Below are 15406 nucleotides of genomic sequence, written 5' to 3' on the forward strand. Positions count from 1 at the left end.
GAGTCGCCGCCCAACCGCGTCAGCTTTCGTTTGCAGGCGCTTGGCCCTATGCAGCGACGATGAACGATACCCAACATTGCGGCCTGGTCGCCGTCGTCGGCGCGCCGAACGCGGGCAAGTCCACCCTGGTCAACGCGCTCGTCGGCCAGAAGGTCGCGATCGTCAGCCCCAAGGCGCAGACCACCCGCACCAAGCTGCTCGGCGTCGCCATCCAGGATGACGCCCAGATCCTGCTGGTCGACACCCCCGGCATCTTCGAGCCGCAGCGGCGGTTCGATCGCGCGATGGTCTCGGCGGCGTGGAGCGGCACCGAAGGCGCCGATCTGCTCGCGCTGGTGGTGGACGGCAAGGGCGGCATCGGCAGCAAGGTGACCGCGATCGCCGAGGCGCTGAAGGACCGGCCCGAGCCCAAGATCCTGATCCTCAACAAGGTGGATGTCGCCGACAAGCCCAAGCTGCTGCTCCACGCCGAGAAGCTCAACGCGCTGGTCGATTTCGCCGACACCTGGTTCGTCAGCGCGGCGACCGGCGACGGCCTCCCCGAACTGAAGAACGCGCTCGCCAAGGCGATGCCCGCCGGGCCCTGGCATTATCCCGAGGACCAGGTGTCCGACGCCACCGAGCGCGCGCTCGCCAGCGAGGTGACGCGCGAGCAGATCTACCTCCAGCTCCATGCCGAGCTGCCCTATGCGAGCGCGGTCGAGACCGAGAAGTACAGCGAGCGCGAGGATGGGTCGGTGGAGATTCACCAGCAGATCCTGGTCGAGCGCCCCACCCAGCGCGCGATCGTGCTCGGCAAGGGCGGCAGCCGGATCAAGACTATCGGCGAGCGCGCGCGCACCGAGCTAGCCGCGATCATGGGCCGGCCGGTGCACCTCTACCTGCACGTCAAGGTCAAGCCGGGCTGGGACGAGGACCGCGAGGTGTATCGCGATCTGGGGCTCGACTGGGTCGAGTAAGCGGGGCGGCGAGGCGGGGGCCGTCCGGCTCCACCTTCTCCGTTCGCCCTGAGCCTGTCGAAGGGCATGAGCCTCATGTGCTTCGACACGCTCAGCACGAACGGGCTCAGCACGAACCGAACGGGCAAGGTCGCCCATGGTCACCCCAGCGCAAGCTGGGGTCTCCCGCGACTGGAGGACCGCGACGTGATGCCACGTCCCGCCAGGGCTCACACCGCGGCGAGCAGCTCATCCACCCACGCCGGCACCAGCACGCCGGCCGCCCCCAGCCGCGTCTCGGCGAAATAACCGCTCCCCGCCGACCGCTCGAGGTTGAGCTCCAGCGTGTCCGCGCCATAAGCCGCAGCCATCTGCACGAACCCCGCGGCGGGATACACAGCCCCCGAGGTGCCGATCGAGACGAACAGATCGGCGCTCGCCACCGCCGCCTCGATCCGCTCCATCTGGTAAGGCATTTCGCCGAAGAACACGATGTCCGGCCGCAGCGCCGCGCGGCCGCACGCGGCGCACACGGTGTTCGGCGGCAGCGACCCGGTCCAGCTCCCGCGTTCGCCGCACGCCGCGCACAACGCCGCGTTGAGCTCGCCATGCATGTGCAGCACCCGCCGCGTACCGGCGCGCTCGTGGAGGTCGTCGACATTCTGCGTGACGATCAGCAGCTCGCCCGGCCAGGCGGCATCGAGCCGCGCGAGCGCCTGGTGCGCCGCATTGGGCGTGACATGGCCGAGCGCCGCCCGCCGCAGGTCGTAGAAGCGATGCACCAGCACCGGATCGGCGGCCAGCGCCTCGGGCGTGCAGACATCCTCGACCCTGTGCCCCTCCCAAAGGCCACCGGGACCCCGAAAGGTCGCGATCCCGCTTTCGGCGGAGATGCCGGCGCCGGTGAGGATGACGATGTTGAAGTGCGGTGTCATGCTTCAGGTACCGGTAGATAATAGGGCAAACGGCGTGAGCTCCCTGACAGCGGTCTATGCCATCGGTCGACCACTGCCATGATTAAATCCGAACCATGCCCGTGATCTCGACATAGGGGCCAGGCCAATTGGGACGATAGGACGACTGACAAAGCCCAGCGTTCGGCATGACCACGACCTCGGCACCGAGGGCTTTCAGTTCATGTGCAACCGTCTTCAGCGCCGTGTTTGACTTATCCCAGGCGACTGTCCTCTGCTGGGCTCGGAAACATATTTCAAAGGCTCGCAACCCCGGAGCCGACCACATCCTGACGGCGTTCGCGATGACGGCATATGCCGCTCGATCGACTTGATCGCGCGAGTCCAGCCGGACGATGAACGGTCCGTCTTGCGGATCATATATCTCGCGCACGGGCGGGCCTTCAGCCGTGCCCTCGCGTTGCGCCGGGCCGGGCGCCGCGCGGGTGGCGGTGGAGGGGAGAGCGGCGCCGACGCAAGCGGACAGGAGCACAAGGGTCACGACTGGTCTCATGGAGCGACTATATGCCACCCGCCCCCGCCTGCAATCGGCGGAAGTGGCGGCGTAAGTGGCGGCGTGAGTGGATGCGGCCTGATCAGCCGCGCCTCGCCCAACTGCGTGCCACTCGGCCCGCGGCCGCTATCCTACACGGCTACCAACTGGTACAAGCCCATCTACTCCGCGCTCCTTCTCATTGTCGCGCAATTGGAAACGATGGCCGTTGATGAGTCCGCTGGCTGATCTCAACTTCCTCAACTTGTCACCGCAGGGTGAAACGCGCCGTGGCGCGTCATCGACAAACAAAAAGCGTTCCGCCCCCTGTCGCCGGCGCGCGCTTTCGTGCCAAGGAGCAGCGGTGATGACCCGCCATCTTGCTTCTCCGTCCCATCGTCCCGCGTGCTTCAACCACGCGTCCGCTCGACCGGGCGGCGCGGCATGACCGCGATCGGCATCTATGGCAGCCGCGGGCGGATGGGGCGGGCGATCACCGACATGATCGATGCCGAGGGCGCGACCTTCGCCGGCGGCGCCGATGCGGATGGCGATGCGGCGATGCTCGCCCGCGCCAGCGACGTGCTGGTCGATTTCTCGGTGGCCTCGGCGCTCGACCATCATCTTGCCGCGGCGCGCGCCGCGGGGACGCCGCTGGTGATCGGCACCACCGGCCTCAGCCCGGCCCAGCATGCCGCGATCGATGCCGCCGCCGCCGACATCGCGGTGCTCCAGACCGGCAACACCTCGCTCGGCGTCACCCTGCTCGGGCTGCTGGTGCGCGAGGCGGCGTCGCGGCTCGGCCCCGACTGGGACATCGAGATCCTCGAAAGCCACCATCGCTACAAAGTCGATGCGCCCTCGGGCACCGCGCTGCTGCTCGGCGAGGCCGCCGCCGAGGGACGCGGGACAACGTTGTCCGAAGTGCGCGTTGACGGCCGCGCCGGGCTGGTCGGCGAGCGCAGCGAGGGCACGATCGGCATGGCGTCGCTGCGCGGCGGCTCGGTGGTCGGCGATCACGACGTGATCTTCGCCAGCGACGGCGAGCGGCTGACGCTCAGCCATCACGCCCAGGACCGGTCGATCTTCGCCAAGGGGGCGGTCAAGGCGGCGTTGTGGCTCGCCGGGCAGCCGGCGGGGCGCTATGTCATGGGCGACGTGCTGGAACTGTGAAAAAGGCCGACGTCGTCGACTTCTACCACCGGCTGGCGGAAGCGAACCCGCATCCCGAGACCGAGCTGGATTATGGCAACCCGTTCCAGCTCGTGGTCGCGGTGGCGCTGTCGGCGCAGTCGACCGATGCCGGCGTCAACAAGGCGACTCGGCGCCTATTCGCCGAGGTGACGACGCCGGCGCAGATGGTCGCGCTCGGTGAGGAGGGGCTGAAACAGCGCATCAAGACGATCGGGCTGTTTAACACCAAGGCCAAGAACGTGATCGCACTGTCGCGGGCGCTGATCGCCGATCATGGCGGCGAGGTGCCGAACGATCGCGCGGCGCTCGAGGCATTGCCGGGCGTGGGGCGCAAGACCGCCAACGTCGTGCTCAACGTCGCCTTCGGTGCCGAGACCTTCGCGGTCGACACCCATATCTTCCGCGTCGGCAACCGCACCGGGCTGGCACGCGGCAAGACCCCGCTCGCGGTGGAACTGAAGCTCGACAAGGCGACGCCGCAGCCGTTCCGCCTTCACGCTCATCACTGGCTGATCCTCCACGGTCGCTACGTCTGCAAGGCGCGCACCCCCGAATGCTGGCGCTGCATCGTCGCCGATCTGTGCGCCTACAAGCCCAAGACGCCGCCGCCCGCCACCAAGTCCGGCACGCCAGCTGCGATAAACGGCTAGCGCGCGCGCATCCACTTTGCTACGCGCGCTCCTCCAGGCACCCGTAGCTCAGCTGGATAGAGCGCTGCCCTCCGAAGGCAGAGGCCACTGGTTCGAATCCAGTCGGGTGCACCACCACAAATCAGTCGTTTACGCCCTTCCGGTAAAATCCTTATTCCGGTGCCAGTCCGGTGAGGCTCGGCGGAACATCCGCATTGCGGCTCCTATGTCGGGAGCCACGGCATGACGGCGGGCGACTTTCACCCAGATGCCTTGGCGCGGTTCTGGGCGAGCGTCAGTGTCGGTGGCCACGATGATTGTTGGCCATGGAGCGGCTCGATCAATCAAGGAGGATATGGCCAACTAAGCGTAGGCGGGCGAAAGGTTCGTGCCCACAGATACGCCCTCGCGTCTGCCATGGGTGCTTTTCCACCAGCGCGCGATCTTGCGCTTCACTCATGTGACAATCGGCGCTGCTGCAATCCGAGACATCTGCGTTGGGGCTCGTCGAGCGATAACGCATGCGACGCTGTCGCCCGAAACAGGATGCCGCACTGGCCCCCTGATCATGTCGGCGAGCGCAATCCGGCGACCAAGATGACCGAACAACAGGCGATCGAAGCGTTGCGCTCACCGCTGCCCGCCCGTCACTTCGCTGAGCAGTTCGGCGTTTCCGGCTCGGCGATAGCCATGCTCCGCACGGGACGCACTTGGAGGCACCTTCACGCATCGAAGGCGGACCCTTGCCCGCAGCACGACGGGGTGCCGGCATGAGCCTCGGAAGGCACCTAGTCGAACCGGAGTAGGCGCGATGATCCAACCCGAGTGCATTGCGCGTGTAGCGGTATATAGTGGCAACATGAATCCGGGAACGAAGCCGACTGGCATCGAGAGATTGTTAACGGTCATAGCCGTTATGACGACAGTCTATTATTTACTGACGTTTGCCGTTGAGGTCGGCTTTTTCTGGACGGTCGGCCTGCAGTTTATGCCGGCGTTCAGCATCTCAGATCATGTAAGCCACGCTGCGGCATGGGTTATTGGCTCGCTGGGGACTGTGCTATTTTCTGTCGCAGCGCTGATCATGCTTGCAGGTGCGCTGGCCGTGCCGTCCGTACTCGTCGGCGTGATCGCAGGATGGCCGCCGGTTGAAGATGCGAAAGAGAAACCAGCGTTACCAATTGGCAAATTGCGCCGGATATCATCTCTCCTCCTGGGCATAGGTAGCCTGTTTCTGATCGTGGCTCTCTTATTGACCAACACCGATGCGCGTCCATGGTCAGCATTTGCGTTGTCGTTTGTCGTTGCGGCATGTGTCGGCTTCGCTGAGTTCGTGGCAGGGCGCAAAGCAATGATCTGGGTAATTCCGGCAAGCATAGCCGCGTTGCTTTCACCCTTTGCGTTGGGGGACTGGCTGTTTCTCTCAGCTTATCGCACGCCTATTCTGCAAGACGAGTATTTTGTCGTTTCGGGAAGAAAGATCATCGGTCGACCCATATTTGCGGGCGCAGACAAGTCGCTTTATAAAACCGCGACTGGACTTTATCTCTTTACGAATGATGGCGACACGGTAGTCCACATAATCCCCGACGTGCCACCTCATTGGCAGCTACCGTCAAGAACGCCTTGTAAGCCGAGGCCCCGTAACGACCCGGGGCCAAGATCGGTGTTCTGCGACCCCGAACCTCCTCCGCACCCTTGATGTGCCTAAGTCGCAACAAATCTTGCTCGATAAAAGCTCGATCAGCAAAGAGGGGTGCGACCGAAGATGAAGCGACTCACCGGCTGGGCGAAGCGCTCAACCACCTCCACGCGTTCGTCGGGTGTCGACTGGACGACTACGGCTAAAGCTAAGGCCTCAGGGATTCTGTTCCGATAGCTTGGAGGCACTGAAACATGAACACGGCAGTGAATTTGCCACGGGACAGTTTATTTCTGATGTTGGGCTCTGAGTCCGTGACGCCAATAGCTTTAAGCTTTTCAGCCAGTTGCGCGTACGTAACACCTTTTCTTTTCAGTTCTGCCTTTAGAGTAGCGCTGACCCGTTTTTCCCAGCTTATTTGATTGCTGCCGTTCAATGGATGACTCGCCTTCTAGCGTTTGAAGCTACCGGATTTTAAGAAACCAGAACTTGCGGTGAGGAGGTCGATCGGATTCGAAGGATCGGTAAAGCTCCTCGAATTCATGGTAAATAGTTTTAGAACCGACCTGCTGTCTGACCGAATATACAAAAGGCGCGGCGGCGTACCAGTATTTAATAACTGTGCCCCGATGGTAACGCTTGTAGAACTCGTAGTCCACCGTCCCCATTTGAATGCCGACTGACACCAGCTCAAATTCGTTAAGTACTAGGCGAATGGCTTGGCATTCCGGGGTGTGTTCCTTGCCCTTCTCAGCCCAAGGGGTCAGCCCTTCGGGCTTTTGGGCCTCAGTAATGAAGGTCTTCCGCGCTTCGATCATGTCCTTATCTGTGTCGATGTCGCCTAGATGGGAAAATGTGAGCGTACGCCGAGAAATTGCACGTTGCGACTGCACTCCCCATATAGCGATGATTCCTGCGACGATTGCGACTGCAATGGCCGTAAGTACCTGCCACCAAGCGCCCAGCAGACTAGAATCCATGAAAAAAGGCCCCCCGGAGTTTACCGAGAGGCCTCTTATCATGGGAAAAGTTGGGGTGCTATTAACGGGCGATCTTCAGACCGCCCCAGCTCTCCCGAGCATTAGCGATGATCATATCGGTCTCCTCATTCTCTCCGGCTATCGAGGTCTGTCACCCCTCAATCAGTTGCCCTATCTTACATAGGAACGATTAACGAAGGTTTAACCACCTGTATCACATATGATTACAATCAGCAGCACCGTCGTTACGTTTTTAAGCCTATATCGTCCGGGTACCGGCGTCAACGCGGAGCCCTGCGGGAAGTGCCGACCAGGTCCGAAAATAGTACAGAAGCCGTAGGCTGGCGGGCAGAGCCGCGAGAAAGCTGTGATGGGCTGGTCGCTACCTTACCGCCGGTAAGGCTCGCAGGCGATCCCGTCACCGTCACCATCCATGCCGTTTCGGTAGCCAGGCTGGCCCCGGTATATTGGGGCAACACCAGCTGCCCACGCGGCCTTGCAGTTCGGATAGTAAGCCGAGTCCTCGATAGCTGCGGCATCGGTCCCGCCCGCGGCGTGCTTTGGGGTCCCTCCCGTGAGTCCCCACGCGCTCATGAAGGTGAGGGCTGACAGAGAAGCGGTTAGGCGAGCGAAACGCGTCATCGTGGCACATCACCAAGCAAGGACTGTCGAGGGAGTGAGGCGTACCGGTCGAGCGTGAACAAAGCGTAGCTTTACTAATCGCGTCATGAGAGGCTGATAGTATGACCGAAGATGAAGCGACTCACCGGCTGGCGCTGGCTTCGCTCCATTCAAGTCTGGCATTCGCAACGGGGCAGGGTAGGGGTGCATATGACTAGCTTGGTGATGACCCTGCTGGCATTTGGCGCGGCGTTGATCGTCGCCGCGGTGATTGGGCTGCGTTCGCCCGCCCGCTGAGCTTCGCTTGTGCCGGTCGACGCGCGGTGTCTATGCTCGCGTCATGACCGAAGATAAAGCGACTCACCGGCTGGGCGAAGCGCTCATTGATCTTGGATACTAATCCAGGCTGGTGCGTCGAGCGGTGCTGATGCCCGACGAACCGAAGCCTAGACTGCACCCAAGGTGGTCGAAAGACGATGACTACCGCTTCCAAACGATGATCGAAGAGGGGCACAAGGTGCCGGCGATCGCCGTAGCCTTGGGACGTAGCAAGTCCGCCATCATGGGCCGCAGAACCAAACTGGGCTTGAGCCTGCGAAAGTCGTAGCCTGAGCGGATGAACGACATCAGCGACGCTGAACAGGCGACAATCGACGCGGCAGAGCACGACGGGCAGGGGTGGGCTATCCCAGAGGAAACGGAGGGCGGCTTGCTCGACGGGCTGGCGACCAAGAGCCTGATCAGGCTGCGCGGGCGCTGGGAGCTGACCCCGCTGGGCTACAGTCGCATGTCGCGGTTTGATCGCTGACCTCGAGCTAGCTGCTTATGTGCGCAGTTGAGATGGTGCGAAGCAGGCGCGCAGCGAAATCGTATAGATTTCGGTTAATTCGAGCATCCTGAGCGGCGCTCGGGCGTAGTTGCAGGCATGAGCATGAACCTGGACCGCTTGCTGACATTACGAGACATTTTGACTGAAGCTTTGCACCTGTTGCAGGCTGGCCACCACTCTTACGCCGCATCTGAAATCGCTCACGCGCTGGAGCACGTTAACTGGCTTATTACTTCAGTGCAGTAGAGGGTCGGGCGCCTGGGGGTAGGCCTCTACCGTGCCCTCTTCGAGCAAATCGATGGCGTAGCAGATATGCGCGGCGATGATGGCGCTGCCATGTTCATCTTGTAGGCGCATGGCGGCCCGTAGGAGCTCAAGCGACTGTTCTTGATGGGTCATTCCTGTCTCCCGAGACTGCTGTCATAGTCGGCTGGAGTGAACCCGGCTTTAACATGATATATGGCTCAACAGCGCCTGGCAGATAGCGCTTGCCGAATCTGTTCCCGTTGCGTTCTAAGGCCGCATGCCCCGCCTGCCGCGCCTCTTCTCCCTTCACATCGATGGCGACCTCACCCGGATCAACACCCGCGCGATCCTTGAACCCAATCAGCTGCCATACCTCGTGACACGGCTCATGCGGGGTGAGAATGTCGGCGACGGCGCGCTCGAGGCTTTTGGTCTGCGGGTGCTGATCGAAGAGGACATGGACCAGGGCGACGACCCGCCGCCTCCAGAGCAGCCGCCCTCTACTGAGCAATACCGATCTGAATCGCCTCTCCGTGAACCCGCCCCGAAGCGGTCTGCACGGTGACGTCAATGAAGCCGACGCCAAGTCGCCCTCCTTTAAGCCATACGGTCTGCACGGCACCGGCGACAGCTGTATCGCGGTCAAGCTCCGCGATGTCGCCGCGGGGCACAGCCGTTGCCGACAGAGCCACGATCTCCTCGCCGTCGAGCCGATCGGTCCAGTCGATCTGATAGTCGAGCACCTCGTCGACCCGCTTGGTCGGCCATATCAGCATGCGTTTATCCTCTGGCGAAAACGATACGGGGATGCGCGATCGCGCGAACCAGGCGCAGCTGCGCCGGCACGCGGACGATTCGCTCGAGCGGGGTGGTGACCACCGGACGGCCGGCATCTTCCACGCCGCCCGCGCTGGTGCTGACGATCGGCTGAAGGGTGACAGAAGCTGTCGCCCTGATGGGCAGCCGCGCGTTGCTGGCGACGGTGATCGAGCCGAGAGCTACTGCTGCGGCAGCGCGCAGGGGCACCATGCCGACGGCAGAGGCGGTGACGATGCCCAGCTGGCCCGCCATCGTCGCTGCAATTTTCGAGGTACCGGCGCCAGTTGCTTGCACCGGCCCGAGCGTCGCGACGGTCGCAGCGGCGATGCGCGCCGAGCCGATAGCTGCCGCGGTGACCGACCCGAGGGTGGCCGCGGCAGTGCCGCTGGCGGATTGTACCCCGCCGGCTCGAGCATCGACGGTGACGGCGGCAAGCGTCGACGCAGCAGTGCCGTGGATGTCGAGCTCGCCGGCCGCGGAGGTGGCGATATGATCAAGGGGCGCGGACGCCGCGCCGCGGATCGGCAAGATGCCGGCCGCAGCCACGCTGATGCTGCCCAGTGGGCTCGACGCAGCACTGGTGACGGGCAGCTGCCCGGATGCTTGGGACGTGACCGCCTGCAGGGCCGCCGCCGCGGAAGCTTGGATGATGGCCGACCCGGCGCCGCTAGCCGAGATTGCGCCGAGGCTGCCCGCCGCCGCCGCACGGATCGGCGCCACGCCGGTAGCGGCGACACCGACCCCGCTGAGCGTCGTGGCACCGGCGCCCGCGATCAGCAGCGCAGCCGAGGCGGCGATCGAGAGCGAGCCGAGCGTGGTCGCCGCGCTACCGCTGATGGCCGAACTGATGCCGTCATCGACCATAGGCGGGTCGGTCTTGTACGTCGCCCCGTTCGGGATGACGTCCTGCATGCCCCATTTCCAGGCAGTGCCCTGCGCCAGGCGGTCGAAGTCGTCGCCTGTGAAGATGTTGGTGTAGAGCACCGCCTCGGCGAACGCGCCGCTGAAGGCGGTCTCGCTGTCACCGCCGCCGATCGCCAGCCCGATCAGGGCGCCAAACGTCCCCGGGTTCATCCCCGTCGTGAGGACGCCGTTGATCCAAGCGCGCGAGGAGCTGCCGTTGTACTCCATGACGACGACGAACTTGGTGCTGGCGCCGGTCGTGTTCGGGATAGCCGAGTTAGACCCGGCATAAGCGACGAAGTTGCCGGCGCTGGAGTCGCTGCGACGCCCGAAGAAGATCGCGCGGTTGCCGTTGCCGTCTGCCGCGGTGTCGAAGATGATCTGATAGTTGCGCCTGGTAGCCGCTGTCTGGAACACCAGCACCAGCGTGAAAGGCTGCGCATCGGCGACGCTGGTTCCGCCATAGAGCTTCTGAACAGTCGACGATGAGTAGACCAGTCCCGGCAGCGCGCCGCCAAAGGCCTTTGGATCATACGATGGCCGCTGAGCAGCGGTTGGCTGGGACAGCGTCCCGCCCGCCGCGCCCTGCATAGCGACGGCCGAGACCACGCCGTTCGCGTCGCGCGTGATCGAGCCGTCGACCTGGGTGTCGACCCAAGCCGACGGCTTGCTCGGCTGATCGTTCGCCGTCCACCGCCGTAGCGCCATCTATCTACCTATCGAAGTAGCGGGAGGGATCGCGTCGGGAGAGGCCATTCCACGCTGCCGCGATCAGCGTGATCAGAATGGCGCGGATCACGGGTTGGGTGCCGTGATGCTGTAGGCGGTGACGACGAAGTCCTGCCCGGCCGCGAAGTTGGTATTGTCGAGTGCCATGTCCTGGCTGCCAAGATATGCCCAATTGACGCCTCCATCCGTGATGCTGGCACCGGTGCCGGTAGGGCCGCCGCTTGCTGCCGACGTGCCTGCTGCCGTTGCCCGGTAGACCGCGTTGTTGAGATGGACCTGTTGTCCCACCCGGTACGACTTGGACGCGGCCCACGGCTCCGAGACCAGCCCTTGGAGGTGAACCGTGCCGTCCGTGGCTACGATGCGATAATGACCCGCATCGCCAGCCGCGTCCGCCGCAGTGTCCTCCCAGGTTCCGGCCTTGGCTGCGATGCCGCTGGCTGGCGCCGCCATCCAAGTCGATGGGAGCACAGGCGAGGCGAGCAGCGTGCCCGTCGCCGCGGCAGCGGTGTTCGCGGGTGGCGTGCCGCTGCGAATCTGCAAAGTCGGGCCGGCGCCGACCGCGGCAATGAGGCCGCTGAGCAGGCCGTTGCGCGCGGCAGTGGAAAGCTGAAGCGTCATGATGGTCTCCGGTGATCAGGTGAGGGGAGCGTTGGGGTCGATCTCGTTGCTCAGCTTCGCGACGCGCCGGCCGGCGAACTCCGCGTGATGCGGACCCCAGCTGATGGCGGCGCCGACGAGAGGATCGATCCCGATGGGGATGAAGAAGAGCAGCCGCTTGCCGCCGCCGTCGGGATCTACCTGGACGACGCGCGCGGCCTTGCCGGTGTTGGGGACCGTGCCGCCGTAGACCACGACGACACGGCCGGTGCCGCTCATGCCAGCTTGAGCAGCTTCAGGAGGGCGGTCGCGATCGTCAGCAGCGAGGTCTGCTTGATCTGGGCGACACCTCCTCGACGACCATGCCGGCGAAGTGCTCGACGTCATCGACGATGGCCTTCAGGCCACCCTTGGCCGCCTCGGCGATGATCACTGGCTTGATGGCGGCGATCACCTGCGCCTTCTTCTCGGCGCCCGTGAGGGTGGGGCTCTCGATTGCGGTGACCGCGGCGATCGCGGCGTCGCCGATCGGATTGCCCGCCTCCGCGACCGCGGCGACCGCGCGGGTGAGTGCCGTGGCAGCGACGGGGATGACCGCCTTACGAGTGATGGTGAAGCCGAGGATCTTCATGGGTGTTCTCCGTTGGTGATGAAGGGTGGGCATGGGCACGCAGGCGTGCTCGAAGCGGACCGTTCAGGCGGCCACTGCGTTGCTGCTCTGAAGGAGTGACCAGATGGCCGAAGTTCACGAGACCCCGTCCGACGTGAGCGCGACGGAGGGTGTCGTCACCGTTACCGGGCCCGGCGGCGTGGTTTATTCGATGAGCCCGCAGGCAGCCGCTGATACGAGCGATCGACTGCTAGAGAGCGCCTGTCAGGCACAAGGGCAGCTGGTGGAAGCGGCGCGTCTGGTCGAAGAAGAGCGGGCGCAGCGCTTGAGCTGATCAAGCAGCGAGCAGGACGCGATTTCTCAGCCAGCCCCAGCCGAATGCCTCCTGCGTTGGACTTCGTGCGATGATGCCCAGGTAGCGAGCGCCCTGCTGAACATTTACCGCCATCAGCAGCACGTCCTCCCACTGCTCGGTAGCACGCCGCTTCTGGCAGGCAGCAAGCGCCGCATCGGTCTTGCCGCCATAGTTGCCGTCGATCTTGGCGATATCTGGCCAATCGATCCCGCCGGTGTTTAGCGCATTGAGTGCTGTCTGCAGGAACATGACGCCCCAAGGCGCGCCCATGTTCACCCCGGTATCGAGCGCCTCGGCCGCCAGCCTCAGCGAGCGCTTCGCGAGCAGGTCGATGCCCGGCACCGTGACGAAATCCTGCCAGTAGATTTCGCGCGCCTTGCTCTTCGCCAAGTTGCGCATGTCGCCGGTGTAGCCGTGTTCGCGGGCCTTAGCCTGGGTGATGCCCCAACAGGTAGGGCCGCCATGGTCAGCGGGGTGATTGACGTAGCCGCCCTCGCGCACGACCAAGCCATCGATCATCTGATCGATTGTTGTCATCGAAATTCCTTCCGGTTGAAGACGTTGAGCAGGGCGGGGCGCCCAAGTAGGCCCGCCCTGGCCGTAATGTGCGGCCAGCGTCCCGCAGCATGCCTTTGACCACGCGCTGCGGGACGTTCAGCAGGTGGGCTGCGGAACAGTATGGTCGGTCAGGATTTGCGTCAGGAGGGCCAAGCCATCCCCCCGGCCGGTCCGACGCCCCGCCCGTTCTGTGTCACTACGAGTTGGCGGGGCGTCTCCTCGACATCCCGATGCGATGCGCTAGAAACCTCCGGAGGCCGCTGCCACCACATGGCGCGCCTCGGCGCCCCGCTAGGACCGGGAGGGTAAGCGGGGCGCCATATGCTCCGGCGCTAACCCTTCATTAAATCAAACAACCCTATCCGGGACAGGAGATTGCGAAATCTCGGCGCTTCGTCTGCTCCTGTGTCACTACGGACAGGCGGAGCGTTCCCCCAGCAGCAACAGCTTAGGTGGTGCAATCCTGCATCGATGTGCGCCATCGGCCGCGCCGTTTGGCCCAGGTTCATCATTGTACATTAGACAGGTCGGCAGAGGCGCTGCCGTCACATAGCGCGCCTCTGGCGCCCGGCCGGTTCATCAGCGGCTGGGCGCCTAACCGTCCGGAACGCCATAGCGCCGCGGGCATTATAGGCATGGGCTGATATCTCCCCGGTGATGAGCCCAGCGCCCCGCCAGAGCCGCTACTCCTGCGGGGCGCTTCACGCATGTTAACTACGTTGACAGCGCATGCGCTGCTTTTAATGTGACCGGTACGGCCGAAGTCTGCGAGACCTTAGGTCTGGCGCCCCACCCGATGGGCATACGGGTGGGGGCGCCATATCCTCAGTCGATCTTGTGCAGGTCGCCCATGGCCTTGTTGATCGCGGCCTCGTCAGCCGGATCGGTGCGGCGCCCGTTGTCGGGCTGCCCGGGAGGCTGGAACAGGTCGCTCCCGCGCTTCACCCAGGCGAGACACGCGCTGATGATCAGCACGCCGGCCGAACCTAGCCCGGTGCCGTAGACCAGCGCCCAGAATGGCTCGGGCCGCAGGCGGATGATCATGCCCGCGGTGAACAGCAGCGTGAGCACCGAGACCGGTAGGTCGACGTTCCAGCGGTGATCCTTTCGGGCCTCCTGGCTGACATAGAAGCGGACGGCGAGGCAGGCGCAGAGGCCCGCGATCATGCTGCCCGCCTCGAAAGGATAGCCGAGCAGGTTCCAGATGGTGGGGGTTGATACCTGCACGGTCGCCGCCTTGTCTCTCGCAATGGCCGCAGCCGCTACCGGGAGTGCCGCTCCTGCGGACACGATGAAGCGCCACATCAGCGGGTCGACACCACGCCGATCGCCGCGATCAGGCTGAGGAGGACGATGCCGGCAGGGCGCTTGAGCTGTTCGCGGGAAGCCCAAAGCCGCATCGGCAATGGACGCCGCTTGAGGTGGCTGGCCATGCCCTTGCCGGAGATCTCGAACAGGGCGAGGGCGAGCAGGCCAAGGGTGAACGCGATCGGGTCAGTGAGCCGCTGCAGTGTCAGCAGCCAGGCGGTCGAGGCGGCAGCCGTCGGGTCCCAGCCCCACAGGACCATGGCGGCAGGACCGAAGCGAATGGCCATGGCCAAGCTTACCGTGCCTCCGAACGCCCGCCACACGGTAACCGGGTGGTGAAGCTTGTCGCAGGCTCGATTGAGCCAAATGTCTCGGGCCATCTTACAGGCCAGCATGAGCGAGACGACAAAGCCGGAGGTGAACCCGGCAAGGTTGATAACGACCAGCCAGCCATGGCCGTCGAAGCTGGGCGGCGCGACCGTCATCGGCCCTTTCGCGACCGCTTGGACCGCAAAGCTGCTGTTGTTCATGCGTGTCTCCGATGGACTCGTCGGGGCATTGAGGAGAAAGGGCGGGGATGTTCGGAATCGTGCTCGCCTGGGAAGCATTCAAAGACTGGCTTAGCGCTACGGTGCACCTGACCCACTGGAGCCTTCACGTGGTCGTCGGACTGCTGCTGCTCGTGGTATTCGGCCGGCTGATGCGCAGGCCATTGAGGTCGTTCCTACCGCTGGCGCCTGTGGCCGGGCTCGAGGCGCTGAACGAGGTCTCGGACTTTACCCGCTACTATGTGTCGGACTGGCCTTGGACACCTACCGCGACCGCGATTGAAGTCGCGCTGACGCTGATCCCGCCAACGATCGTCGTCATGCTAGCTAAATGCTGGCCGGCGATCGGAGAGGCGGCATCGTCATTCTGGTTTCGCCTGCGCTTCCCCCCTAGGCGCGAGCACATCCACGTGCGCACGCGTCGGCAGAAACGACTCAAGTAGGCGCGATG

General features: G+C 64.0%; 22 protein-coding genes and 1 tRNA gene. 9 read left to right on the top strand and 14 right to left on the bottom strand.

What is annotated here, in order from left to right; translation table 11 throughout:
• Positions 1–59 precede the first annotated feature (59 nt).
• Positions 60–959, top strand: a complete 900-nt coding sequence (gene era, locus AC07M8_RS00115) for a GTPase Era (RefSeq protein ID WP_495172438.1) — start codon at positions 60–62, stop codon at positions 957–959.
• A gap of 209 nt (positions 960–1168) precedes the next feature.
• On the opposite strand, the gene AC07M8_RS00120 is transcribed toward era, so the two are convergent.
• Together AC07M8_RS00120 and AC07M8_RS00125 are read right to left on the bottom strand one after the other, a co-directional pair.
• A complete protein-coding gene (locus tag AC07M8_RS00120; protein ID WP_495172439.1) occupies positions 1169–1873 on the bottom strand; it encodes an NAD-dependent deacylase in 705 nt (234 codons plus the stop codon).
• An 82-nt stretch (positions 1874–1955) separates the two neighbouring features.
• Positions 1956–2393 (bottom strand): hypothetical protein, encoded by a 438-nt coding sequence (locus AC07M8_RS00125; RefSeq protein ID WP_495172440.1) that lies wholly within the window; start codon positions 2391–2393, stop codon positions 1956–1958.
• 435 nt (positions 2394–2828) lie between these two features.
• On the opposite strand from AC07M8_RS00125, the gene dapB reads away from it, so the two are divergent.
• The 4 genes from dapB to AC07M8_RS00145 all read left to right on the top strand — a co-directional run bounded on the left by dapB (position 2829) and on the right by AC07M8_RS00145 (position 5909).
• A complete protein-coding gene (dapB, locus tag AC07M8_RS00130; RefSeq protein WP_495173116.1) occupies positions 2829–3557 on the top strand; it encodes a 4-hydroxy-tetrahydrodipicolinate reductase in 729 nt (242 codons plus the stop codon).
• Entirely contained in the window at positions 3554–4228 is a 675-nt protein-coding gene (nth, locus tag AC07M8_RS00135) for an endonuclease III (protein ID WP_495172441.1), read from the top strand. Before dapB ends, nth begins: the two co-directional genes overlap by 4 nt.
• 37 nt (positions 4229–4265) lie before the next feature.
• Positions 4266–4342, top strand: a tRNA-Arg gene (locus AC07M8_RS00140).
• A gap of 676 nt (positions 4343–5018) precedes the next feature.
• The gene (locus AC07M8_RS00145; RefSeq protein ID WP_495172442.1) at positions 5019–5909 is read left to right on the top strand and encodes a hypothetical protein; all 891 of its coding nucleotides are present in this window, start codon (positions 5019–5021) and stop codon (positions 5907–5909) included.
• Between the two features lie 148 nt (positions 5910–6057).
• On the opposite strand, the gene AC07M8_RS00150 is transcribed toward AC07M8_RS00145, so the two are convergent.
• The 3 genes from AC07M8_RS00150 to AC07M8_RS00160 form a co-directional block, all read right to left on the bottom strand.
• The gene (locus AC07M8_RS00150) at positions 6058–6285 is read right to left on the bottom strand and encodes a DUF6471 domain-containing protein (RefSeq protein WP_495172443.1); all 228 of its coding nucleotides are present in this window, start codon (positions 6283–6285) and stop codon (positions 6058–6060) included.
• A gap of 28 nt (positions 6286–6313) precedes the next feature.
• Positions 6314–6829 (bottom strand): DUF4760 domain-containing protein, encoded by a 516-nt coding sequence (locus AC07M8_RS00155; RefSeq protein ID WP_495172444.1) that lies wholly within the window; start codon positions 6827–6829, stop codon positions 6314–6316.
• A 387-nt stretch (positions 6830–7216) separates the two neighbouring features.
• Positions 7217–7471, bottom strand: coding sequence for an excalibur calcium-binding domain-containing protein (locus AC07M8_RS00160; protein WP_495172445.1), 255 nt, complete (start codon positions 7469–7471; stop codon positions 7217–7219).
• A 111-nt stretch (positions 7472–7582) separates the two neighbouring features.
• Between AC07M8_RS00160 and AC07M8_RS00165 the strand changes: the two genes are divergently transcribed.
• Both AC07M8_RS00165 and AC07M8_RS00170 read left to right on the top strand, forming a co-directional pair.
• Positions 7583–7747 carry a hypothetical protein gene (locus AC07M8_RS00165; protein ID WP_495172446.1) on the top strand — a complete coding sequence of 55 codons (165 nt, stop codon included), beginning with the start codon at positions 7583–7585 and terminating at the stop codon, positions 7745–7747.
• A gap of 319 nt (positions 7748–8066) precedes the next feature.
• Positions 8067–8258 carry a hypothetical protein gene (locus AC07M8_RS00170; protein ID WP_495172447.1) on the top strand — a complete coding sequence of 64 codons (192 nt, stop codon included), beginning with the start codon at positions 8067–8069 and terminating at the stop codon, positions 8256–8258.
• 255 nt (positions 8259–8513) lie between these two features.
• Here the strand turns inward: AC07M8_RS00170 and AC07M8_RS00175 are convergent, their stop codons facing one another.
• The 6 genes from AC07M8_RS00175 to AC07M8_RS00200 form a co-directional block, all read right to left on the bottom strand.
• Positions 8514–8678 carry a hypothetical protein gene (locus tag AC07M8_RS00175; protein ID WP_495172448.1) on the bottom strand — a complete coding sequence of 55 codons (165 nt, stop codon included), beginning with the start codon at positions 8676–8678 and terminating at the stop codon, positions 8514–8516.
• Between the two features lie 347 nt (positions 8679–9025).
• On the bottom strand, positions 9026–9301 hold the full coding sequence (locus AC07M8_RS00180) for a phage fiber-tail adaptor protein (RefSeq protein WP_495172449.1): 276 nt from the start codon (positions 9299–9301) through the stop codon (positions 9026–9028).
• Between the two features lie 4 nt (positions 9302–9305).
• Positions 9306–10955 (bottom strand): hypothetical protein, encoded by a 1650-nt coding sequence (locus AC07M8_RS00185; protein WP_495172450.1) that lies wholly within the window; start codon positions 10953–10955, stop codon positions 9306–9308.
• A gap of 87 nt (positions 10956–11042) precedes the next feature.
• Positions 11043–11597, bottom strand: coding sequence for a hypothetical protein (locus AC07M8_RS00190; RefSeq protein ID WP_495172451.1), 555 nt, complete (start codon positions 11595–11597; stop codon positions 11043–11045).
• 15 nt (positions 11598–11612) lie between these two features.
• On the bottom strand, positions 11613–11855 hold the full coding sequence (locus AC07M8_RS00195; RefSeq protein ID WP_495172452.1) for a hypothetical protein: 243 nt from the start codon (positions 11853–11855) through the stop codon (positions 11613–11615).
• Between the two features lie 37 nt (positions 11856–11892).
• Complete coding sequence (locus tag AC07M8_RS00200) at positions 11893–12207, bottom strand: hypothetical protein (protein ID WP_495172453.1); 315 nt, start codon at positions 12205–12207, stop codon at positions 11893–11895.
• 103 nt (positions 12208–12310) lie between these two features.
• Here AC07M8_RS00200 and AC07M8_RS00205 point away from each other — a divergent pair, with 103 nt between their 5' ends.
• Positions 12311–12520, top strand: coding sequence for a hypothetical protein (locus AC07M8_RS00205; protein ID WP_495172454.1), 210 nt, complete (start codon positions 12311–12313; stop codon positions 12518–12520).
• Here AC07M8_RS00205 and AC07M8_RS00210 read toward each other — a convergent pair whose 3' ends face one another.
• The 3 genes from AC07M8_RS00210 to AC07M8_RS00220 form a co-directional block, all read right to left on the bottom strand.
• A complete protein-coding gene (locus tag AC07M8_RS00210; protein ID WP_495172455.1) occupies positions 12521–13060 on the bottom strand; it encodes a glycoside hydrolase family 108 protein in 540 nt (179 codons plus the stop codon).
• A gap of 864 nt (positions 13061–13924) precedes the next feature.
• On the bottom strand, positions 13925–14326 hold the full coding sequence (locus AC07M8_RS00215) for a hypothetical protein (protein ID WP_495172456.1): 402 nt from the start codon (positions 14324–14326) through the stop codon (positions 13925–13927).
• Positions 14327–14403: 77 nt separating this feature from the next.
• Entirely contained in the window at positions 14404–14937 is a 534-nt protein-coding gene (locus AC07M8_RS00220; protein ID WP_495172457.1) for a hypothetical protein, read from the bottom strand.
• Between the two features lie 47 nt (positions 14938–14984).
• Here AC07M8_RS00220 and AC07M8_RS00225 point away from each other — a divergent pair, with 47 nt between their 5' ends.
• Entirely contained in the window at positions 14985–15398 is a 414-nt protein-coding gene (locus AC07M8_RS00225) for a hypothetical protein (RefSeq protein ID WP_495172458.1), read from the top strand.
• Positions 15399–15406: the final 8 nt, after the last annotated feature.

This window comes from Sphingomonas sp. GW821-FHT09E03 (assembly GCF_059416225.1).